The sequence below is a fragment of the Mycobacterium lehmannii genome (assembly GCF_002245535.1).
In the GTDB taxonomy this organism is placed as follows: Bacteria; Actinomycetota; Actinomycetes; order Mycobacteriales; family Mycobacteriaceae; genus Mycobacterium; species Mycobacterium lehmannii.
Genome location: NZ_NKCN01000010.1, coordinates 142,650 through 161,895 on the forward strand (window position 1 = coordinate 142,650; position 19,246 = coordinate 161,895).

The following is a 19,246-nucleotide window of genomic DNA, read 5'->3' on the forward strand; positions in this document are numbered from 1 at the left end:
CAAAACAAGGTACTGACACATTCGGCAGCTCTGGGAGACTGCGCGACTGGGGCCGAAAGACCAGGGCCCGCACGCACTCCAGGCAGACAGAAGAGGACACACATCCGGCTCAGGTCAGCCGTCCCCCCGTGTGCTCGCGCAGCAGGGCGGCCGCCCCGACCAGGCCGGCGTCGCCGCCGAGTTCGGCCGGCACCACTTCGACGCCACGGATGAAGTCCAGCCCGGCGTGGGACGCGAGCGCTTCCCGCACGGGGTCGAACAGCAGCGCCCCCGACTTGGCCACGCCACCGCCGATCACAACCCGGTCTAGGTCGCAGACGGCGCCGACCGACGCGATCATCGCCCCCACCGCCGCCGCACCGCGGCGAAAGGCGCTCAGCGCCACCGCGTCTCCGGCATTGGCGGCATCGGCGAGTTCCTTGGCGTCGGCATCGGCGGGGGCCACCCACCCGTGCTCGCGGGCCCACTGCGCCATGCGCGGGCCACCGGCGATGGTTTCGACGCAGCCGCGCCCGCCACACGTGCATGGCGCGCCGTTCGGGTCGACGACGAGGTGCCCGACGTGGCCCGCGTTGCCGGTCCGGCCGTCGTAGGGGGCGCCGTCGAGCACCAGGCCTCCGCCGACACCGGTCGAGACCACCATCCCGAGCAGGAAGTCGGCGCCGCGTCCGGCGCCGCGCCAGTGCTCCCCCATCGCCATGCACAGGCCGTCGCCGGCAAGTCGCACCGGTGCGCCGACGGTCATCGCCACCCGCTCGACGATCGGAAACCGTTGCCACGAGCCGATGTTGATCGGACTGACGGTGCCCGCCGACAGATCGATCGGTCCGGCCGAGGCGATCCCGGCGCCGCGGACCCGTCCGTCGGCGGTGGCCAAGGCCTCGGTGAGCAGCGAATCCGCGACGGCCCAGATCGTTTCCGCATCACCGTCCGGTGTCGGCAATGTGGCTCTGTGCACCAGCGTGCCCGCATCGTCGACGAGACCGACGGCGATCTTCGTGCCGCCGATGTCGAGCGCGAGAACGAGGTCGGCCATCAGTGCCGGTGGGTGTTGTCGGGCTGACGGGGATCCCCGGGATGTTCATAGCCCGGGGCGAGCTCGACGACCGCCGCACAGCGGGCGTCCAGCCAGAGCCGGAAGGCCCGGCGCCGCGCGGCGGCACGCAGGTGCGCCGCGGCCGAAGCTATATCGCTGAAGCGCAACGGGTTTCGCTCCCGGTACGCGGCCACCTCGTCGTCGGTGACGTCGGTACCGGCCGTCACCTCGGCGAACACCGCGCGGGCCAACGGGTCGGCGAGCACCGAAGCAGCCACGCTGCCGATCTCCATCCGCACGGTCATGTCCGGCAGCACCTCGGCCTCGGCCGGCGCGTCATCGACGTTCACTCCGCGTGCCGCGGCCTCGGTCGTCACGACGCGCTCGGCAACCAGGAGCTGGGTCAGCCAACGCCGCAGCTGTCGACCTTCGCTGGTGCCGGGGCGCGGCAGCGAGGACGCGATCGGTGAGGCGCGCAGGGTGGCTTCGCGAGCATCGACCTCGTCGACCGACACCGGCACACCGTCCACGGTAGCCGCGACGCCGGCCCACCCGGAATCGTTCACCGCACCGTCACCTTCACCGCGGGTGAATAGACGAGGTGTCCGGCGGCGGCCAATCGGATGAGCGCCCACCACTCACCCGGTTCGACCCACTCCGGCGGGGCGACCTCGAAGTCGATCTCAGTCGTGCCGCGAGCGCTCAGCTCGACACCGGATACCGCCGGGCCCAACCATTCCCATGTACCCCACGGGCTGATCAGGTGTGCCTCGACCGCGACGTCGGCGCACGCGTCGGTGCCGACGGTGACCCCGATACGGGCCGTGTCACCTGCCACCACGTCGACCGGCTCCGGTCCAGCGACGAGGCGCAACAGGGCGTCGTCCGGAAGCGCGTCGACCGCGACGACACACACGTCCTCGACCACCTGGCGCCACGATGGCGGGATCGAAACGTGCGCACCGGTCAACGCGAGTTCGGCACGTATGGGATACAGCCCGGGTGACACGGCATTCGACGGGGTTACGTTCACGGTGGTGTCCACGTATTCGCCGGGCGGCAGCATGAACGGCAACACATCGGGTTCTGCCGCCCAACCATCCGGACACAGCAGCCGCACCCGGCCGTGCAGAATCTCGTCGCAACAATCGCTGGCCACGGTGAGACGAAGCTGCAGCGCCGAACCCGATGACACCACGTGTTGCGGGTGCAGATGGGCGACGGCGGGCAGGCCGCCGAGCGGGGCCGGACCGCGGTTGTGCAGCCAGTACCTGGCATACAGCGGCTGGGCCTGCTCCGCCTCCGGCGCGAGGGCGGCATGATCGGCCTGTAGAACCTGCGGCAGATTGAACCGGGCCAGAACGGTGGCGACCTCGAAACCGTGCAACGACAGGCCTTCGGGCGTCACCTCCTGCACCCGCGGTTGCTCGAGCAGATCCACCCGAACCGCGGCGGATACCCGGCGCAACCCCGAAGTGACCGTGACTTCGGTTGTGCTCCCGGTGGTTTCGACCAACCTCATCGCGACGCCGTCAGAGGGGTGGACCGGCCGCGCGCTACCGCTCGCGAGCGGGTTGCCCGCGGCCTTGAGCGCGGCCAGCCGCACCGAGCCCGTCGGCTGAATCTCCAACAGCGAACCCGACGGCGGCAGACCGCCCACCGTGCCCCACTTCTCGGTCACCGCCAGGAGCGGATTTGAGAACTCGATGCTGCGAGCCGGAACACCGGCCCGGCGCCAGTCACCGTCCCCGCAGACCAGCGCGTAGTCGAACGTGTGTGTCCAGTGCTGCAGTTGGAAGTTGGACCCGTCCGGTGCGGTGCGTCGCGGCGCATCGATCCACGTGCCCGAGGGCCAACCGGTACATGACCGCATCAACGAAAGGTTCAGCGTTCCATCCGATTCGACGGCGAACCCGGGCACGCCGCGGTTGAGCAGCGCGACCGTCCGGTCTTCGAACGGTTCGATATCGGCCGGCGCGGCCTGCTCGACGACGATCTCCCAACCGCGCAGGTCGTCGACAACACCCTGCACCACATGGTCCAGGGCCGACCCGGCCAGAATCAGCACCGGTAGCGCGCGCACATCGCGCAGATCCGCGCTCGGCACCCACGCCGCTTCCAGGCGACGGGCCGCCGGTACCCATACCCTGGCCGCGCCGGTCGCGTCGAGCTGTCGCTTCACCTCTTCGGCGTACGACGAATCGGCGGCATCGAGAACTGTTGCAGTGAAGCGGTTCTGGTCTGAGCCACCGAGTGCGATCCGCACATCCGGAAGGTTGGAGTCGACGGTGAGATCGCCGTAGCGCGGCCTGTCGGAGCCGCTGCATGTCGCGGTGACACCTGCGCGCGCGAGCGCGACCATCAACGGCCGCACCATCGCGGCTTCGTCTTCGGTCGGGGTGATCACCTCGGCAACCGAGACCGCGCGACACGCCTTGCCGACCCGGATCCGCATCGTCGACGACAGCCCGAACCAGCCGTATGCGGGGTTGTCCAGCGTCCACGGATGCGTCGCGGCGTCGATCGCCGTGTCGCGGCCGCGTTCGTGCAGCAGCGCGAACCCGCGTCCGATCACCGCGTCACCGACCTCGCTGACCGGCATCGCCCCGGGAACCGGACACGGCCAGCGCAACCGCAACAGCCGGTCGGCGCCGGTGAATTCGTTGATCGTGATCCGGCAGTCGACGCGCGCCACACCGTGCCACAGGGTCAGAACCTGCGTGTAGCGCAGCACATCGGCAACGGCGCCGTCGATCACCAGACGCTCTCCGAGCACGCCGCGGTAAGCCTGCACCGTGGCAGGCGATGACGAGGAGCCGATCGCTGGGCCCTTGGGCAGAAGGTGCCACGGCCCCTCGCCCGCCTCGGGATGCGCGGGGTACTCGTCGTACACCACCAACTCGTTGCCGACCTGGCCGGGAGCGATCAAGGACCGGCCCGAACCACATTCGACCAACGACTCGACCGCACCACCCCGTGACGGATCGACCCGCAGCCGGTAATGGTTGTTGCCGATCTCGTTCCCGCTCACCGGTTTCCAGCCCGCCGCCGAGCCGTCCGACCGCTCGATTCGGTAGGACTGCCACCCCATCGAAGGCACGTCACCGGCGAGCCAGGTGACCGTTCGCCCGCCGTGCTCGACGTGAGCGGGTATCTCCTCACCCGCGGAACCGACAACCCGCACCGCTCCGACGGCCTGCGGAACGCGGGCGGTGACGACGTCGGTGCGCTTGTGCGCGACGGGATTCCACACGACGACCGATTCGTCGACCGCCCCCGACAACACGGCCAGCGCATGGTCGCGGGCGGCCCTGCCCAGCTCCCATGCGTCTCGCCAGCTCGTCAGCAGGTCGAGGTAGACCTGGTCGGATTCCGAGCCTGTGATCGCATCGTGGTGCGCGCCGTAGGCCAATTGAACCCACGCCTTGGCCAGAGCGGCCTGAGGATAGGTCGCACCACCGAGAAGCCCAGCGAAGACCGCGAACTTCTCGGCGTCGAGGACGACGTCTTCGGCCGCCCGGTTGGCCTGCTTGGTATCGATGTAGGAGACGTCTTTGCCGGTGTAGATCGGGTTCATGTCCCGGGTCTGCGGCGACGCCTCGACACCGCGCTCGGCCAGTTCGGCGCGGACCGCGGCGAAGAACTCCTTGGGCACCGCACAGATGAACCGCGGCCAGGTGTATCGGGCGTTCCAGTCCCGGTGAATCTCGGTGACCCACTTGTTCGGTGGCGTGTAATCGGTGCCGACCGGAAGGAGGACGTTGCGAGTCAACGCCACCTTCTTCAGCGACGTGAACAGTCCATAGGTCTGGGCTTCGGCCGCCTCCAACGTCGGTGCCGAATCCATCCACCAGCCGGCCGCGTAGTGCGCGGGCATGTAGTGCGTCAGCAGTCCGCGCCCGGACGGGGAGAGCCAGTCGAATTCGCTGCTGAACTGCATGCGCTCCGGGTCTCCGCCGCCGGCCATCGGGCCCCACTGATGGTGTGGGCCACGGGCCCACGAACTCGACGTCAGCCCGGCGTCGGCGGCCATACCCGGAAACTGCGGGTCATGGCCGAACGCGTCCAGCTGCCAGGCTGTGGCCGGGTCGGCGCCGAGCACATCGCGCTGAAACCCGATGCCGTGCACGAAATTCCGGATGGTCGTCTCGGGGCTGGTGAGGTTGGTGTTCGGCTCGTTGTACGTTCCGCCCATGATCTCGACGCGCCCCTCGGCGACGAAGCGGCGCAAATCGTCGCGATCCTCGGGGTGGGTGTCCCAGAACGGTTTGAGGTAGTCGACCTCGGCCAACACGAACTTGTATTCCGGTTCCCGGCGGGCCATTTCGAGATGGGCGCTGACCAGATCGAAGCCGTTGGTCTGGCGGCACCGGCCCGGCGGGTCCTCGCTCCACACACTGGTGTACGCCGCCTGGGTGTTCCACCACACCGGGTCATAGTGGAAATGGCTGATCATGTACATCGTCCAGCCGGGTTCGGCGACGGTGAACGCGAACGGTGTGATGCCGTCGCCCGTGACGATCCGCGCCGGGCGCCGCTCACCGGGGACCGGGTCGGTGACCGTGACCGCCACCTCGACGCTGCCGTCACCGGCCGCCGCTCGCGCGTGGCCCTCGAGCCCGTCACCGTCGACGCGCACCTCACCCGCGCCATCGGTATAGGTGACCCGCACGATCTGCGACGGCGCGTCCGCGGGCCCGACGAACAGATCCGTCGACTCCGCCGAAATGACCCGCACAGCCAAACCCTACGTGCGGTCACCCCCGCATCGCGGTGGAAATCAGGCTCGGGAGATGTCGACGACCAGGGCGCGGTGATCCGAGATCGGAAGCGAAGGGGCGCAGCACCGCTCCACCCGCAGGCCGGGGTCGTCTGTGACGATGTGGTCGAGTTGGCGGTCGGGCCCGTCGGCCGGAAACGTCACCGCCGAGGCGAGCGGTCGCAGGCGGGTCCAGCGACGGATCGTTCGCGGCACCATGTTCAGATCGCCCATCAGCACTCGCGGCGACGGGAAGCCACGCAGGTCGCGCAGCAGTCGGCGCAACTGCATCCGATTCCACCCCGGCACAAACGACAGATGCGTGTTGGCGACGGTCAGCGGTCCCAGCGCAGTGTTCAACTGGCCGACCACCGCCGCCCGAGGCTCCTCGTTGACGATTTGCACCCGGTTCGGTCCCGGCAGATACATCGGAAATGGCACAGGGATCCGCGGTAGGCGCAGCACCTGCCACGACTCGGCGGGGAACCGCGACAGCAGCGCGATGCCGTAGGCGGCGGTTCCCGGCTGCTCGTCGCCGGTGGCCGCCATCCAGGTGGCTCCGGGCGTGCCGGAGATCGCCGCCACGAACCGGTGGCTCACCGCGCCCATCGCTTCGGCGGCGACCGCGGTCAAGTCGGCCATCCCCGACCGCGGCTGGTCGAGGTCGACTTCCTGCAGCGCCAGGATGTCGGCGTCGAGATCCCGGACGGCCTCCACGAGGCGGTCTCGGTGAACGAGCCCGTCGTGCACGCTGCGTCCGTGCAAGATGTTGAAGGTGGCCATCCGCATCTGCATGGGTACTAGCTACCCACAATGGCTGCCAGCCGATCAGTCGGCCCCAGGAGAGTAGTGCCCCAGAGAAACGATGATCTGCGCGACGCGCTCAAGCGTGCCGCGTCGGCGTTGCGCGCACAGGGCCCCGATTTCGCCCTGGGTGGCAGCTACGCGCTCTGGGTGTTCGGGGGTCCAGAACCCGTGCACGACGTCGACTTCGTGGTCGCCGAGCCCGACACCGAGAAGGCCGCGGCGACGCTGGAGGAGGCGGGCTTCCGGGTCGAGCGCACGCCGGAGGACTGGTTGTTCAAGGCGTGCGTCGAAGACGACTTCGTCATCGACGTCCTGCACCGGCTCAACGGCGTTCCGGTCGACAAGGAGAGCATCCTGGCGGCCGAGGAGTACGACGTGCTCGCGGTCCGGATGCGTGTGCTGGCGCCGACCGAGGTCATGCGCGAGAAGCTGAACTCCCTCAACGAACACCATTGCGACTTCGCCGCACTGCTTCCCGCCGTGCGTGCGGTCCGCGAACAGCTGGACTGGGAGCAACTGCGCGCCGAGACCGCCGACAACCCGTTCGCCTCGGCGTTCCTGATGCTGGCCGACCGCTTGGGGCTCACCGGCTGACGCTTCGTCGCAGACGCTTCCAGACCGCCTCCGCCGCCTGTATCACCTCCGGCGGTGAGAGCACCCGGAAATCGCATCCGACCGCCGCGAAGTAGAGCACCATGCGTTCGGGGTCGTCGGCGCCGGCGGTGACGACACATGCATCCGGTCCGTCAGGCTCGATCATTGCCGATGACGGTGAGAAATGCTGTGCAACAACGCTTTCCGGTGCGCTGAAGTGGACGCGCGCGACGTATCGGTACGGTGAGCTGCTGATCGATCGCCGCACGTACGCCGCCGCGTCGGGCGCCTCGCGCGGCACGAAGGTGCTGCCCTGCGCGCGCACGTCGTTCATCCGGTCCAGTCGCAGGCTGCGCCAATCCTGCTTGTCGCGGTCGTAGGCCAGCAGATACCAGCGCCGCCCGGTGGTGACCAACTGATAGGGCTCGATCCGACGCTGGGTGGCATTGCCGCGGATGTCGACGTAGCCGGTCGCCACGTGCTCGTGGTCGCGGCAGGCCCGCGCGAGGGTCATCAGAACGTCGGGTTCGACCGTATCGGAGGTGGGCGCCATCAGCGTGACGGTCGATTCGTGCACCGCGGCCACCTGCGACCGCAGCTTGGACGGCATCACCTGATCGAGCTTGCTCAGTGCCCGCAGCGCCGATTCGCCGACGCCCGCTACGGTTCCGCCCGCGGCCAGGCGCAGGCATACGGCCATCGCGACGGCCTCGTCGGGGTCGAGCAGCAACGGCGGCAACGCCGCACCGGCGCCGAGTTGATATCCGCCACCGTGGCCCTTGCTGGCGTGGACGGGATAGCCGAGATCGCGGAGCCGTTCGATGTCGCGACGCACGCTGCGGGTCGTCACCCCCAACCGCTCGGCGAGCTCCTCACCCGTCCACACCCGCCGCGACTGCAGCAACCCCAACAGCTGCAGTATCCGGCTCGTCGTCTCCGACATGAACGCAGCCTGCCTCATTCAGAGGACCGAAACTGTCCTATAACCCTGTCAGAGTGATTCTATGCCGACGAGGATCTCGCACGAGCTGGCCGAACAGGCCGACTTCCACTGGATCAACTTCCTGCGCCCCCGGTTCGAGGGGCTCACCGACGACGAGTATTTCTGGCAGCCGGTCCCCGACTGCTGGACCGTGCATCCGGACGGGTCGATCGACTTCGATTACCCCGAACCGACCCCGGCACCGTTCACGACCATCGCCTGGCGCCTCGCGCACGTCATCGTCGGCGTGTTCGCGATGCGCAACCACAGCCATTTCGGCGCCCCGTCCGCCGATTACCAGTCCTGGCAGTACGCCACCGACGCCGCGACGGCGCTGCGGCAGCTCGACGAGCAGTACCAAACCTGGATCGACGGTGTGCGCGGGTTGTCCGACGAGGATCTGAACCGACCGTGCGGGCCGGCAGAAGGTCCGTACGCCGAGTATCCGATCATCGCGCTCGTCCTGCACATCAATCGCGAGTTCATCCACCATGGCGCCGAAATCGCTTGCCTTCGAGACCTGTACGCCCACACCGATCGAAAGGGAAAGTAACGATGCCAGGAATGCCGCCGCCCGCCGCAGACCAACGTCAGACGCTGGTGCACTTCCTCGCCTTCCAGCAGAACGCGTTCTTCTCGGTGGCGTACGGACTGACAGACGAGCAGGCACGGTCGACGCCGTCGGTCAGCACGCTGTCGATCGGCGGTTTGGTGAAACATGCCGCCGGTGTGCAAAAGGGCTGGACGGAGCGCATCGTCGCGGCGCCGCACTTCCCGCCGAAGGACGACCGTCCGATGGACGAGATCATGGCCGAGTACGCCGACCAGTACGTGATGCGCGACGACGAGACACTCGCCGGCCTGCTCGACACGCTGCGGACACAGAGCGAGTTGACGCTGCAGGCCCTTCGTGAAGCCGATCTGTCGACACCGGTTCCCATTCCGCACGAGGTGCCGTGGTTCCCGCACGACATCGACCACTGGGACGTGCGCTGGGTTGCGCTGCACCTGATCGAGGAGCTGTCCCGACACGCCGGCCACGCCGACATCATCCGCGAATCGATCGACGGCGCAACGATGTACGAGCTGATGGCCGCCAATGAGGAGTGGCCGGAGACGGACTTCGTCAAGCGGTGGCGTCCCGCCGTGGCGTCATAGCTCGTCGCCGCACAGCCGGTTCCAGAAACTGTCGGACTCGTCGTCGGCCGCGAGCGCGGCGGCCTCCTCGCGCAGCGCCATCACACGCCGGTGGATGTAGTGCTCGGTGGAGCGCGGCATCGCGCCGGGGCCGTAGTGGCCGCGTCGGAGCCGCCGGACGCGGCCACGCCGAACCTCCCACCGCAGCGCGTCGGACACCGTTTTGGAGGGCCGCCCGTCGACCGTGAAGAAGTGGTGGTCGAGTAACCGGATCAACGCGTCGACGCTGGTCGCACCGTGCACCGCGAGATACATCGTCAACACGTGACGTAGCTCGGTGCCGCGCAACACTTTCCGTCGCGTCATACCTCGACGGTGGCATCGGCCACCGACACAAAACCGCCGTCGTGGCCGGCCCTGTGGATAACCGGCGCCCTGCGGGAGTATGTGCCTCTCTGCCAGCCTCGGAGCGACAATGTCGCTCATCTACTATCGGCCGTCATCATTTCAGCGACAGAGTCGCTCAGAGGCTGGCAGAGAAACAGGTGGTACCCCGCCTAGCGCAGCCACTGCCGCACGGCGTGCTCGACGACCGCGTCCAAATCGGTCCCGAGCCGGCCCGTCAGCCACTGCTGAGCCAGTTCTGCCATCGCGCCGGTGTACATCGCCGCACCCACCTGCGCCGCGATCGGATCCGAGTCCGGCTCCAGTCGCCAGCCCTCGGTGAGCACGCCTTCGCGCAACAGATCCTGCGTCGCCGCACGCCGAGCCGCCAGCACCGGATTCGATCGCGCATCGGTGAACAGCACCCGGCCGCGTCGTGGATCCTCGGAGCTGAACCCGAGCACCGCCGCGATCCCGGCCCGGGTCCTGGCCCGCAGAGATTCGCCGGCCTGCGACATGGCCCCTTCGATCGCATCGGTCAGTTGGGCGCTCACCTCGTCGTAGACGGCCCCGAGGAGGTCATCGGTATCGGCGAAACTCTCGTAGAAATACCGCGTGTTCAACCCGCATTCACGGCACACCGACCGCACCGACAGGGCGGTCTCGCCGCCATCGCCGAACAGCCGGAAGGCGGCGTCGATCAGCTGGGCTCGGCGCTCGGCGCGGCGGTCCGTCAGCGGCACGCCCGCCCATCGGGTCGGACTGGACACCATCACAGCGTAGGCGGCATCGCGCCAACTCTGGTCACATACGTGACCAAAATGTATTCTGGCTACAGCCGTGACCAGAGTTTGGACTTAGGAGCCGACGTGATTCTGCTGCCGCACCAGTTCCTCGGAGAGGCCCTCAACCAGCGCTTCGACAAGGACATCCGGCGCAATTACTTCCGCGGTATGGAGTTCGCCGCGCCGGTGGGCGATCCGGGCTGGTTCGGCCCCGGCAGCGCGGTCTGGCATGTGCACTCGCACATGCAGGCGCTGATCTTCGGTCTGCAGTGCGCGGCGTTCATGGAGCGGCTCGATCCGTCGATCTACTGGATGGGCATGCACCACTCACGGCTGGTCAAGCGCGACCGGAAAACAGGGGTCGCCGTTCCCGAGATCGACCCCAAGGGCGCGGCGGTACGCCTGGGGCACTCGATCGCGTTCTTCATCGGCACCGCCTACGGCTCAACCGAGACCGCCGAGCGCCTGGCGAAAGCCGTCCGCTCAATGCACCACACCATCAAGGGCACACGTCCTGACGGCGCCCGCTACGACGCCGACGACCCGGACTGGTTGCGATGGAACTACGCCACCGTGGTGTGGGGCCTGGCCACCGCGCACGAGCTCTACCATCCGAACCCGTTGCGGGGCAACAAGATCGACCGCTACTACCGCGAGTTCGTGCGGGTCGGCCACGCACTGGGCGGCACCGACCTGCCCGAGACCAAGGCCGAGGTCGCCGACTGCCTCGAGTCCTACCTACCGCGGTTGGCCGTCACGCACGGCACGGCGCTCGCCACAGGACCGGGCCTGCCGCTGGCGCAGAGCGCGATCAACTGGGCCATCCGCGACACGATGCCGCGCTGGGCCAAGCAATTGATCCAGCACAAGGACCCCAACATCCTCGAGCGCACCGCGCGCCGGGCGACCGTCTGGTCGGTGATCAACGGCTTGCACCTCGCGCAGGGCCCGATACCGGAGTTCCGCCAGGCGCAGGCCAGGGTTGCCTCGGGCACCGACGTGCCGCACACGCTGCCGACATACCGGTTGGGCGACGACACGGTCCTGAGCCGCGACGAGGTCGAGCGCAGTTTCGCCGAAGCGTGAATCTCGCCGCGCACTGTGAGCCGGTGCACAGGTTTTTACGCGCCACCGCGGATTTTGAGACACTGGCTCCCATGAGTGCCACGCGAAAGACGCAGCACCGCGATGTAGCCAAACTGGACAGGGTCCCCCTGCCGATCGAGGCTGCCCGCGTCGGTGCCACGGGTTGGCAGATCACCCGAACCGGTGCGCGGGTCGTCTCCAAGATCGGCGGCCGCGGTTCGCTGCAGCAGAAGATCATCAAGCAGGTCCCGCAGGCCTTCGCCGACCTTGGACCCACCTACGTGAAGTTCGGCCAGATCATCGCCTCGAGCCCCGGCGCGTTCGGTGAGCCGCTGTCCAAGGAGTTCCGCAGCCTGCTCGACCGGGTTCCGCCTGCGGACCCCCAAGAGGTGCACAAGCTGTTCGTCGAGGACCTCGGCGACGAACCCGCGAACCTGTTCAAGAGCTTCGACGAGAAGCCGTTCGCATCCGCGTCGATCGCCCAGGTGCACTATGCGACGCTGCACAGCGGGGAAGAGGTCGTCGTCAAGATCCAGCGGCCCGGCATCCGCAGGCGGGTCGCCGCGGATCTGCAGATCCTCAAGCGCGGGGCGCGGCTGGTCGAATTCGCCAAGCTGGGTCAGCGCCTGAGCGCTCAGGACGTCGTGGCCGACTTCGCCGACAACCTGGCCGAGGAACTCGACTTTCGGCTCGAGGCGCAGTCGATGGACGCGTGGGTCGCGCACATGCACGCCTCGCCGCTGGGCAAGAACATCCGTGTGCCGCAGGTCTATTGGGACCTGACCAGCGAACGCGTGCTGACGATGGAACGCATCCAGGGCACCCGCATCGACGACGTGAAAGCCATCCGCGAGAAGGGTTTCGACGGAACCGAACTGGTCAAGGCCCTGCTGTTCAGCGTCTTCGAGGGCGGCCTGCGGCACGGCCTGTTCCACGGCGACCTGCATGCGGGGAACCTCTACGTCGACGACGACGGCAAGATCGTGTTCTTCGACTTCGGCATCATGGGCCGCATCGACCCGCGAACCCGTTGGCTGCTGCGGGAACTGGTGTACGCGCTGCTGGTCAAGAAGGACCACGCCGCGGCAGGCAAGATCGTCGTGCTGATGGGCGCCGTCGGCACCATGAAGCCCGAGGCGCAGGCGGCCAAGGACCTGGAAAAGTTCGCGACGCCGCTGACCATGTCGACGCTGGGCGACATGAGCTACGCCGAGATCGGCAAGCAACTGTCGACACTCGCCGAGGCCTACGACGTCAAGCTGCCGCGCGAACTGGTGCTGATCGGCAAGCAGTTCCTCTACGTCGAGCGCTACATGAAACTACTCGCGCCGAAGTGGCAGATGATGTCGGATCCGCAGCTGACCGGCTACTTCGCCAACTTCATGGTCGAGGTCAGCCGAGAGCATGACGCGGAACTCGACAGCGAGGTTCGGAACTGAATGCAGGTCCGAACCGGCATCGCCAAGTCGAAAGATGCCAAGTCAAAAGATGCCAAGTCAAAAGATGCCAAGTCCGGCGTTCTCGACATCCATTACGAGGACATGGGCGACCCGAACGATCCGGCGGTGCTGCTCATCATGGGACTCGGCGCGCAGCTTGTGATGTGGCGCAGGGATTTTTGTGAGCGGCTCATCAACCAGGGCCTGCGAGTCATCCGATTCGACAATCGCGACGTCGGCCTCTCGTCCAAACTGCGCGGGCTGCATACCGACGCACCGCTGGTGCCGCGGATGCTGCGCTCGCTGCTCGGGCTGAGCAGCCCGGCCGCCTACACACTCGAAGACATGGCCGATGATGCGGCCGCCGTGCTGGACCATCTCGAGATCGAGCGCGCCCACATCGTCGGCGCGTCGATGGGCGGGATGATCGCCCAGGTGTTCGCCGCACGGCACAAAGCGCGCACCCAGTCGTTGGCGATCATCTTCTCGAGCAACAACCAAGCGCTGCTGCCGCCACCCGGTCCGCGGCAGCTGCTCGCCATTCTGCGCCGGCCCAAGGGCAACACGCGCGAGGCGGTCATCGAGAACGCCATCAGGGTCAGCAAGATCATCGGCAGCCCGGGTTTCCCCGCGTCCGAGGAGCGGCTGCGCGCCGACGCGATCGAGGACTACGACCGCTGCTACTACCCGGCCGGGATCGGCAGGCATTTCGCAGCGATCCTGGGCAGCGGCAGCCTGTTGCCCTACGACCGCGAGATCACGGCGCCCACACTGGTGCTGCACGGCAAGGCCGACAAATTGATGCGACCGTCCGGCGGGCGAGCGATCGCCAAAGCCATCGAGAACGCCCGGCTGGTGCAGTTCGACGGCATGGGTCACGAACTGCCCGAACCGCTGTGGGACGACATCATCGGTGAACTGAAAACCGTTTTCGCCGCGACTTTTTGACGTCGGCGCAAGCGTTCCACGAGTGGCCGGCCGGCACGGCTGCGCGTACATTCGTCCCGAGTGCTTCGGCCTTGAACTGTCACAGGCGACGCGAGCTCTGATTCCGCCCAGAAAGGCACCATCGTGGCCGCAACACGCAACTTGGCGCCGCACTTCGCAGACGTGCAGGCGCACTACGACCTCTCGGACGAGTTCTTCCGGCTCTGGCTGGATCCGACACAGACCTACAGCTGCGCCTATTTCGAGCGCGAGGACATGACGCTCGAGGAAGCTCAGCGCGCCAAGGTCGACCTCGCGTTGGGCAAATTGGGTCTCGAGCCGGGGATGACGCTGCTCGACGTCGGCTGCGGCTGGGGTTCGACGATGATGAGGGCCGTCGAGAAATACGACGTCAACGTCGTCGGGCTCACCTTGAGCGAGAACCAGCACGCCTATGTCGAGAAGGTCTTCGCGGCATCCGACAGCCCGAGGTCCAAGCGGGTGCTGCTCCAAGGCTGGGAACAGTTCGACGAACCCGTAGACCGAATCGTGTCGATCGGCGCGTTCGAGCACTTCGGCAGGGACCGGTGGGATGACTTCTTCGCCATGGCTCACCGCGTACTGCCCGACGACGGGGTGATGCTGTTGCACACCATCACCGCGCTCACGCTTCCGCAGATGGCCGAGCGGGGTATGCCGCTGACGTTCTCGGTGGCCCGGTTCGTGAAGTTCATCCTCACCGAGATATTCCCGGGCGGTTATCTGCCGACCATCGAACTGGTCGGCGAGCACGCCGAAAAGGCCGGCTTCGCGTTGACCCGGCGCCAGAGCCTGCAGCCCCACTACGCGCGCACCCTCGACTGCTGGACAGCGGCGCTACAAGCCCACGAGGACGAAGCGATCGCCATCCAATCCCGAGAGGTCTACGACCGCTACATGCACTACCTGACCGGCTGCGCGCACGGCTTCCGCGTCGGATACATCGACGTCAACCAGTTCACGCTCCAGAAATAGCCCCGGCTCCCCACAAACCGCCGTCCACGTGGCGGCAAGCCGAATTAGGGTCTGGCAAGCGCCGAACGATATGGTGTCGACCATCATCACGTGACGGCGTGCAGGCCCGCGTCACGCATTGGGAAAGGCCAAGCAGGGGAAATATGTCTGACAACTCAACCGGCACGAAGGACATGCGGCCTCATTTCGAGGACATCCAGGCGCACTACGACCTGTCGGACGACTTCTTCGGCGTGTTCCAGGATCCGACGCGCAAGTACAGCTGCGCATACTTCACCGGCCCGAATGTCACGCTGTCAGAGGCGCAGATCGCCAACGTCGACCAGCACCTCGACAAGCTGGACCTCAAACCCGGTATGACCCTGCTGGAGGTTGGCTGCGGGTGGGGCCTCACGCTGCAGCGTGCGATGGAGAAGTACGACGTCAACGTGATCGGGCTGACGCTGTCGAAGAACCAGCAGGCCTACTGCAACCAGCTGTTGAGCAAGCTGGACACCCAGCGCACCTACGACGTCCGGTTGGAGGGCTGGGAGCAGTTCCACTCCCCCGTCGACCGCATCGTCTCCATCGAGGCGTTCGAGCACTTCGGGTTCGAGCGCTACGACGACTTCTTCAAGACGTGCTTCGACATCCTGCCCGACGACGGCCGGATGACCATCCAGAGCAGCGTCGGCTATCACCCCTATGACCTGGCCGCACGCGGTAAGAAGCTGACCTTCGAGATGGCTCGCTTCATCAAGTTCATGATCACCGAGATCTTCCCGGGCGGCCGCCTTCCGACAACGCAGATGATGATCGAGCACGGCGAAAAGGCCGGCTTTCAGGTTCCCGAGGCCATCTCCCTGCGCAACCACTACATCAAGACGCTGGGCATCTGGGCCGACCGCCTCGAGCGCAACAAGGACGCCGCGATCGCAGCCGCCGGCGAGGAGAACTACGACCGCTACATGCGGTACCTCAAGGGCTGCCAGTGGTACTTCATCGACGAGGGCATCGACGTCAGCCTGGTCACCTATCTCAAGTCCGGCGCGGCCGCGTAGGGACAGAACGTAGGGAAATACCTGATTCGCCCGGCGTGAGGAATCGCTACCGTTCGACAGATGAGCGGGAGTGGGGAGTCCGCGTGTTACCTGGCGGAGTGGTACCTACCCGAGCTCACCGAGCAATCCGTCGAGGACCTCGTCGCGCGTCTTGACGCCGCGGCGGCCGCCGCCACCGGCGAGGGGACTCCCGTCGAGCTGTTGATCACGCTGGCCGTCCCCAGCGACGAGGTGCTCTACGGCGTCTTCGGCGCCGGCTCCCGAGAGATCGTCTCTCGGACCTGCCTCGCCGCGGGTGCGCCACACCAACGGCTGTCCGCTCCGGTGGGCACCCGGATCCGGCGCCATAACCGAACATGACGTTGCCGTACTTCGCGCCCTTCCCGGCTCCGCCGATTAAGCACACCTCTTAGCTGCATATCCCCGGGCCTACGACTTCTGCGCTCATACGTCAGCGGATATCCTCGATTTGCTGTCGATGAGGGGTGTGGTTCTGGTGTCCGGCGTAATCGAGCGTCCGGCCGAATTTCGGGCGGTGAGCGATTTCCTGGAATCCGCCGGCAGCGGGCCCGGTGCACTGGTCATCGAGGGCGATGCCGGAGCCGGCAAGACCACCCTGTGGCTGACGGGTATATCGGCGGCCCGCGAACGCGGCTTCCGTGTGCTGACGGCGCGAGCCGGACAGGCGGAGACCGCCCTCGCCTATGCGGCCGTCGCCGACCTTTTCGGCGACATGCCCTCTGAAGCCTTCGCCGACCTGCCGGACCTGCAGCGCCTCGCTGTGGATCGGGTGCTGCTTCGCGCTGACGGCGACGGCCCACCGACGGACCAGCGAGCGGTGGCGGCCGCCTTCACCGCCGCCGTCGAGCAACTCTGCGGAGACGCGCCGGTGCTCATCGCGCTCGACGACGTGCAGTGGCTGGATCCGTCCAGCCAAGCCGTGGTGGCCTTCGCCGCGCGGCGGCTCAGCGGGCACGTGGGCATGTTGGTCACCGAACGCACCGAACACGAGGGACCCGATGCGGCGTGTTGGCTGCAGGTGGTCGACGGATCCGGGGTGCGCCGGGTACACGTGGGTCCGTTGAGTCTCGGCGGATTGCACGCCCTGATCTCGACGCGGCTCGGCCGGACCTTTCCTCGCCCGACGATGGTCCGGATTGCCGAGATCTCCGGCGGCAACCCGTTCTACGCACTCGAGCTGGCACGGGCGATCGACGCGGGCGGTTCCCAGTCGGTGTTGCCCGCGACGCTCGCGGAGTTGATGCGCCGACGCATCGGCCGTCTGGAACCTGAGATCCAGGTCCTGCTGCTGGCCGCGGCGTGCGAGGCCGCCCCGACCGTCGACCTGCTGGCGCGGGTCACCCGCAGCACGGCCGATCGCACGGCCGAACTGCTGGCCGACGCCAGAAGCAAGGGCATCGTGACCATCGACGGTGACGCAGTGGCGTTTTCGCACCCGCTGTTGGCGCGCAGCGTCTACACCGATGCCAAACCGAGTGAGCGACGCGCGATGCACCGGTCGCTGGCCGAGGCGGTGATTCTTGACGAATCGAGAGCCAGGCATATGGCTCTGGCAGCCGCCAGCGCCGACCCGGCCACCCTGGAGGCACTGGACATCGCGGCTGATACGGCGGTTGCACGCGGTGCGCCCGCGGCGGCCGGCGAATTGCTCGAGCTCGCAATCGGTCTGGGCGGTGACACACCGGCGCGGCGGATTCGCGCGGCTGACCACTACCTGCATGCCGGCGATCTGGAGCGCACGCGTTCGCTGCTCGACGGGTTGACCGAGCGCGTGACGGGTGGCGTGCACCGGGCGAAGGCGTTGAACTTGTTGGCCAGCATGCACATTCAGCACAACAACTTCACCGATGCCGTCGTCCTCCTGGAACAGGCGCTCGACCATGACGAGGGCGACCGCGAGGTTCGCGTGCGCACGCTGCTGCTCTTGGCATATGCACGGCTCAACGCCGGCGAGTTCGGGGCAGCGCTGCAGAGCGCGGAACGGGCGGCCGCGTACGCGGAAGACGTGGGGATCGCCGACCTCACGAGTCAGGTCCTGGCGGTGCGCACCAACATCGCCTGCATGTGCGGTCGCGGCGTCGACTGGGCGGGCATCAGCCGAGCCTTGGCACTGCAGGATCTGACCAGCGAGGCGCCAATCGCGTTCCGCGCCAGAGCCAATCACGCTCTGCTGCTGGCGTTCACGGGACGGTTGGATGAGGCGATCGATCAGATGGCCTTCGTGCGTGCGCGTTGCAACGAGCGAGGGGCCGAAACCGATCTGATCTTCGTCGCGGTGTTCAGTGCGCTGATCGAGATCTGGCGGGGACGCTACGAGGAGGCGACCCGCATCGCCGAGGAGACCGTGGAGCGGGCACAACAGCTCGGCGGCGAGCACATGCGAGTGGTCGCCAAGACCATCCAGTCCGCGGTCGCGGCGTATGCCGGCAGGCAGGACGAGACCCGCGCTGTCGCGCGGAAGGCGATCGACCTCGCCGAACGTTGCGGTTCGCCCCGGCTGGCGGATTGGGCCTCGGTCAACCTGGCGTTCCTCGAGGTGTCGTTGGGACACTACGAGCAGGCGCTGCACATATTGCAGCCGTTGGTCGACCGGTTCCCGTTCCTGCCCGGCACGGAGATCATCACCGCGGGATTCGTCCCCGACGCGGTCGAGGCGATGGTCGCGCTCGGCCGCGCAGCGGAAACCGAGCCGATGATCGAGGCGCTGGAAGCCAACGGGAGGCTGTTGGACAGGCCGTGGATGCTGGCCATGGCCGCACGGTGCCGCAGCCTCTGGCTGGCAGCCCAGGGTGAGGTCGACGAGGCGGCCGACATGGCGAGGCGAGCGCTGGCCCATCACGAGCGCCTGCCGATGCCCTTCGAGCGCGCCCGAACGCTGTTGCTACTCGGCCAGTTACAGCGGCGTCAGCGGCAGAAGGAAGCGTCGCGCACCACGATGACCGAGGCTTTGCACGTGTTCGAGAGCTTGGGCACCCCTCTGTGGGCGCAGCGGGCGCGCGCCGAACTCGCGCGAGCCGGCGCGTCGAGCAACGGACATCTGGGTCTGACGCCGTCGGAGCACCGCGTCGCCGAACTCGCCGCATCGGGTATGACGACCAAGGATGTGGCCACCGCGCTGTTCATCAGCCCCAAGACGGTCGAGACGAACCTGTCTCGCATCTACCGGAAACTCGGAATCAGATCACGGGCAGAACTGGGCCGCGTATTCGGCGAGCACCGTTGAGAGTCTGCCGTT

At 67.2% G+C, this 19,246-nt stretch carries 17 protein-coding genes; 10 read left to right on the top strand and 7 right to left on the bottom strand.

The window, feature by feature from the left end; translation table 11 throughout:
- Positions 1-109: 109 nt before the first annotated feature.
- From CEX87_RS13540 to CEX87_RS13555, 4 genes are read right to left on the bottom strand one after another with little or no spacing between them, the layout of a single operon-like run.
- Entirely contained in the window at positions 110-1,036 is a 927-nt protein-coding gene (locus CEX87_RS13540; RefSeq protein WP_067393248.1) for an ROK family protein, read from the bottom strand.
- On the bottom strand, positions 1,036-1,602 hold the full coding sequence (locus tag CEX87_RS13545; protein WP_094287684.1) for a DUF7158 domain-containing protein: 567 nt from the start codon (positions 1,600-1,602) through the stop codon (positions 1,036-1,038). The genes CEX87_RS13540 and CEX87_RS13545 overlap by 1 nt, the downstream gene beginning before the upstream one ends.
- The gene (locus tag CEX87_RS13550; protein WP_094287686.1) at positions 1,599-5,774 is read right to left on the bottom strand and encodes a glycoside hydrolase family 38 N-terminal domain-containing protein; all 4,176 of its coding nucleotides are present in this window, start codon (positions 5,772-5,774) and stop codon (positions 1,599-1,601) included. The genes CEX87_RS13545 and CEX87_RS13550 overlap by 4 nt, the downstream gene beginning before the upstream one ends.
- A 42-nt stretch (positions 5,775-5,816) precedes the next feature.
- Positions 5,817-6,584 (bottom strand): endonuclease/exonuclease/phosphatase family protein, encoded by a 768-nt coding sequence (locus tag CEX87_RS13555; protein ID WP_094287721.1) that lies wholly within the window; start codon positions 6,582-6,584, stop codon positions 5,817-5,819.
- 60 nt (positions 6,585-6,644) lie between these two features.
- Between CEX87_RS13555 and CEX87_RS13560 the strand changes: the two genes are divergently transcribed.
- Entirely contained in the window at positions 6,645-7,196 is a 552-nt protein-coding gene (locus CEX87_RS13560; protein ID WP_094287688.1) for a nucleotidyltransferase family protein, read from the top strand.
- Here CEX87_RS13560 and CEX87_RS13565 read toward each other — a convergent pair.
- Positions 7,186-8,139 carry a helix-turn-helix transcriptional regulator gene (locus CEX87_RS13565; RefSeq protein WP_094287690.1) on the bottom strand — a complete coding sequence of 318 codons (954 nt, stop codon included), beginning with the start codon at positions 8,137-8,139 and terminating at the stop codon, positions 7,186-7,188. The two genes, CEX87_RS13560 and CEX87_RS13565, sit on opposite strands and share 11 nt — an antisense overlap.
- Before the next feature lie 61 nt (positions 8,140-8,200).
- Between CEX87_RS13565 and CEX87_RS13570 the strand changes: the two genes are divergently transcribed.
- Together CEX87_RS13570 and CEX87_RS13575 are read left to right on the top strand one after the other, a co-directional pair.
- Positions 8,201-8,731, top strand: a complete 531-nt coding sequence (locus CEX87_RS13570) for a DinB family protein (protein ID WP_064415476.1) — start codon at positions 8,201-8,203, stop codon at positions 8,729-8,731.
- A gap of 2 nt (positions 8,732-8,733) precedes the next feature.
- Positions 8,734-9,336 carry a DinB family protein gene (locus CEX87_RS13575; RefSeq protein WP_094287692.1) on the top strand — a complete coding sequence of 201 codons (603 nt, stop codon included), beginning with the start codon at positions 8,734-8,736 and terminating at the stop codon, positions 9,334-9,336.
- On the opposite strand, the gene CEX87_RS13580 is transcribed toward CEX87_RS13575, so the two are convergent.
- Positions 9,331-9,681: a hypothetical protein gene (locus CEX87_RS13580; RefSeq protein ID WP_094287694.1), complete on the bottom strand. Its 351-nt coding sequence runs from the start codon at positions 9,679-9,681 to the stop codon at positions 9,331-9,333. The genes CEX87_RS13575 and CEX87_RS13580 overlap by 6 nt on opposite strands.
- A gap of 191 nt (positions 9,682-9,872) precedes the next feature.
- Positions 9,873-10,469: a TetR/AcrR family transcriptional regulator gene (locus CEX87_RS13585; RefSeq protein ID WP_064426622.1), complete on the bottom strand. Its 597-nt coding sequence runs from the start codon at positions 10,467-10,469 to the stop codon at positions 9,873-9,875.
- A gap of 102 nt (positions 10,470-10,571) precedes the next feature.
- On the opposite strand from CEX87_RS13585, the gene CEX87_RS13590 reads away from it, so the two are divergent.
- The 7 genes from CEX87_RS13590 to CEX87_RS13620 all read left to right on the top strand — a co-directional run bounded on the left by CEX87_RS13590 (position 10,572) and on the right by CEX87_RS13620 (position 19,234).
- A complete protein-coding gene (locus CEX87_RS13590) occupies positions 10,572-11,570 on the top strand; it encodes an oxygenase MpaB family protein (RefSeq protein ID WP_094287722.1) in 999 nt (332 codons plus the stop codon).
- Between the two features lie 71 nt (positions 11,571-11,641).
- Positions 11,642-13,009, top strand: a complete 1,368-nt coding sequence (locus CEX87_RS13595; protein WP_064426557.1) for an ABC1 kinase family protein — start codon at positions 11,642-11,644, stop codon at positions 13,007-13,009.
- Positions 13,010-13,957, top strand: coding sequence for an alpha/beta fold hydrolase (locus tag CEX87_RS13600; RefSeq protein ID WP_094287696.1), 948 nt, complete (start codon positions 13,010-13,012; stop codon positions 13,955-13,957).
- Between the two features lie 123 nt (positions 13,958-14,080).
- Complete coding sequence (locus tag CEX87_RS13605; RefSeq protein ID WP_094287699.1) at positions 14,081-14,950, top strand: cyclopropane mycolic acid synthase family methyltransferase; 870 nt, start codon at positions 14,081-14,083, stop codon at positions 14,948-14,950.
- Between the two features lie 143 nt (positions 14,951-15,093).
- Positions 15,094-15,990, top strand: coding sequence for a cyclopropane mycolic acid synthase family methyltransferase (locus CEX87_RS13610; protein WP_064415470.1), 897 nt, complete (start codon positions 15,094-15,096; stop codon positions 15,988-15,990).
- Between the two features lie 60 nt (positions 15,991-16,050).
- Complete coding sequence (locus CEX87_RS13615) at positions 16,051-16,350, top strand: hypothetical protein (RefSeq protein WP_064415469.1); 300 nt, start codon at positions 16,051-16,053, stop codon at positions 16,348-16,350.
- A 118-nt stretch (positions 16,351-16,468) separates the two neighbouring features.
- Positions 16,469-19,234, top strand: a complete 2,766-nt coding sequence (locus CEX87_RS13620) for a helix-turn-helix transcriptional regulator (protein WP_094287702.1) — start codon at positions 16,469-16,471, stop codon at positions 19,232-19,234.
- The last annotated feature ends 12 nt before the right edge of the window (positions 19,235-19,246 follow it).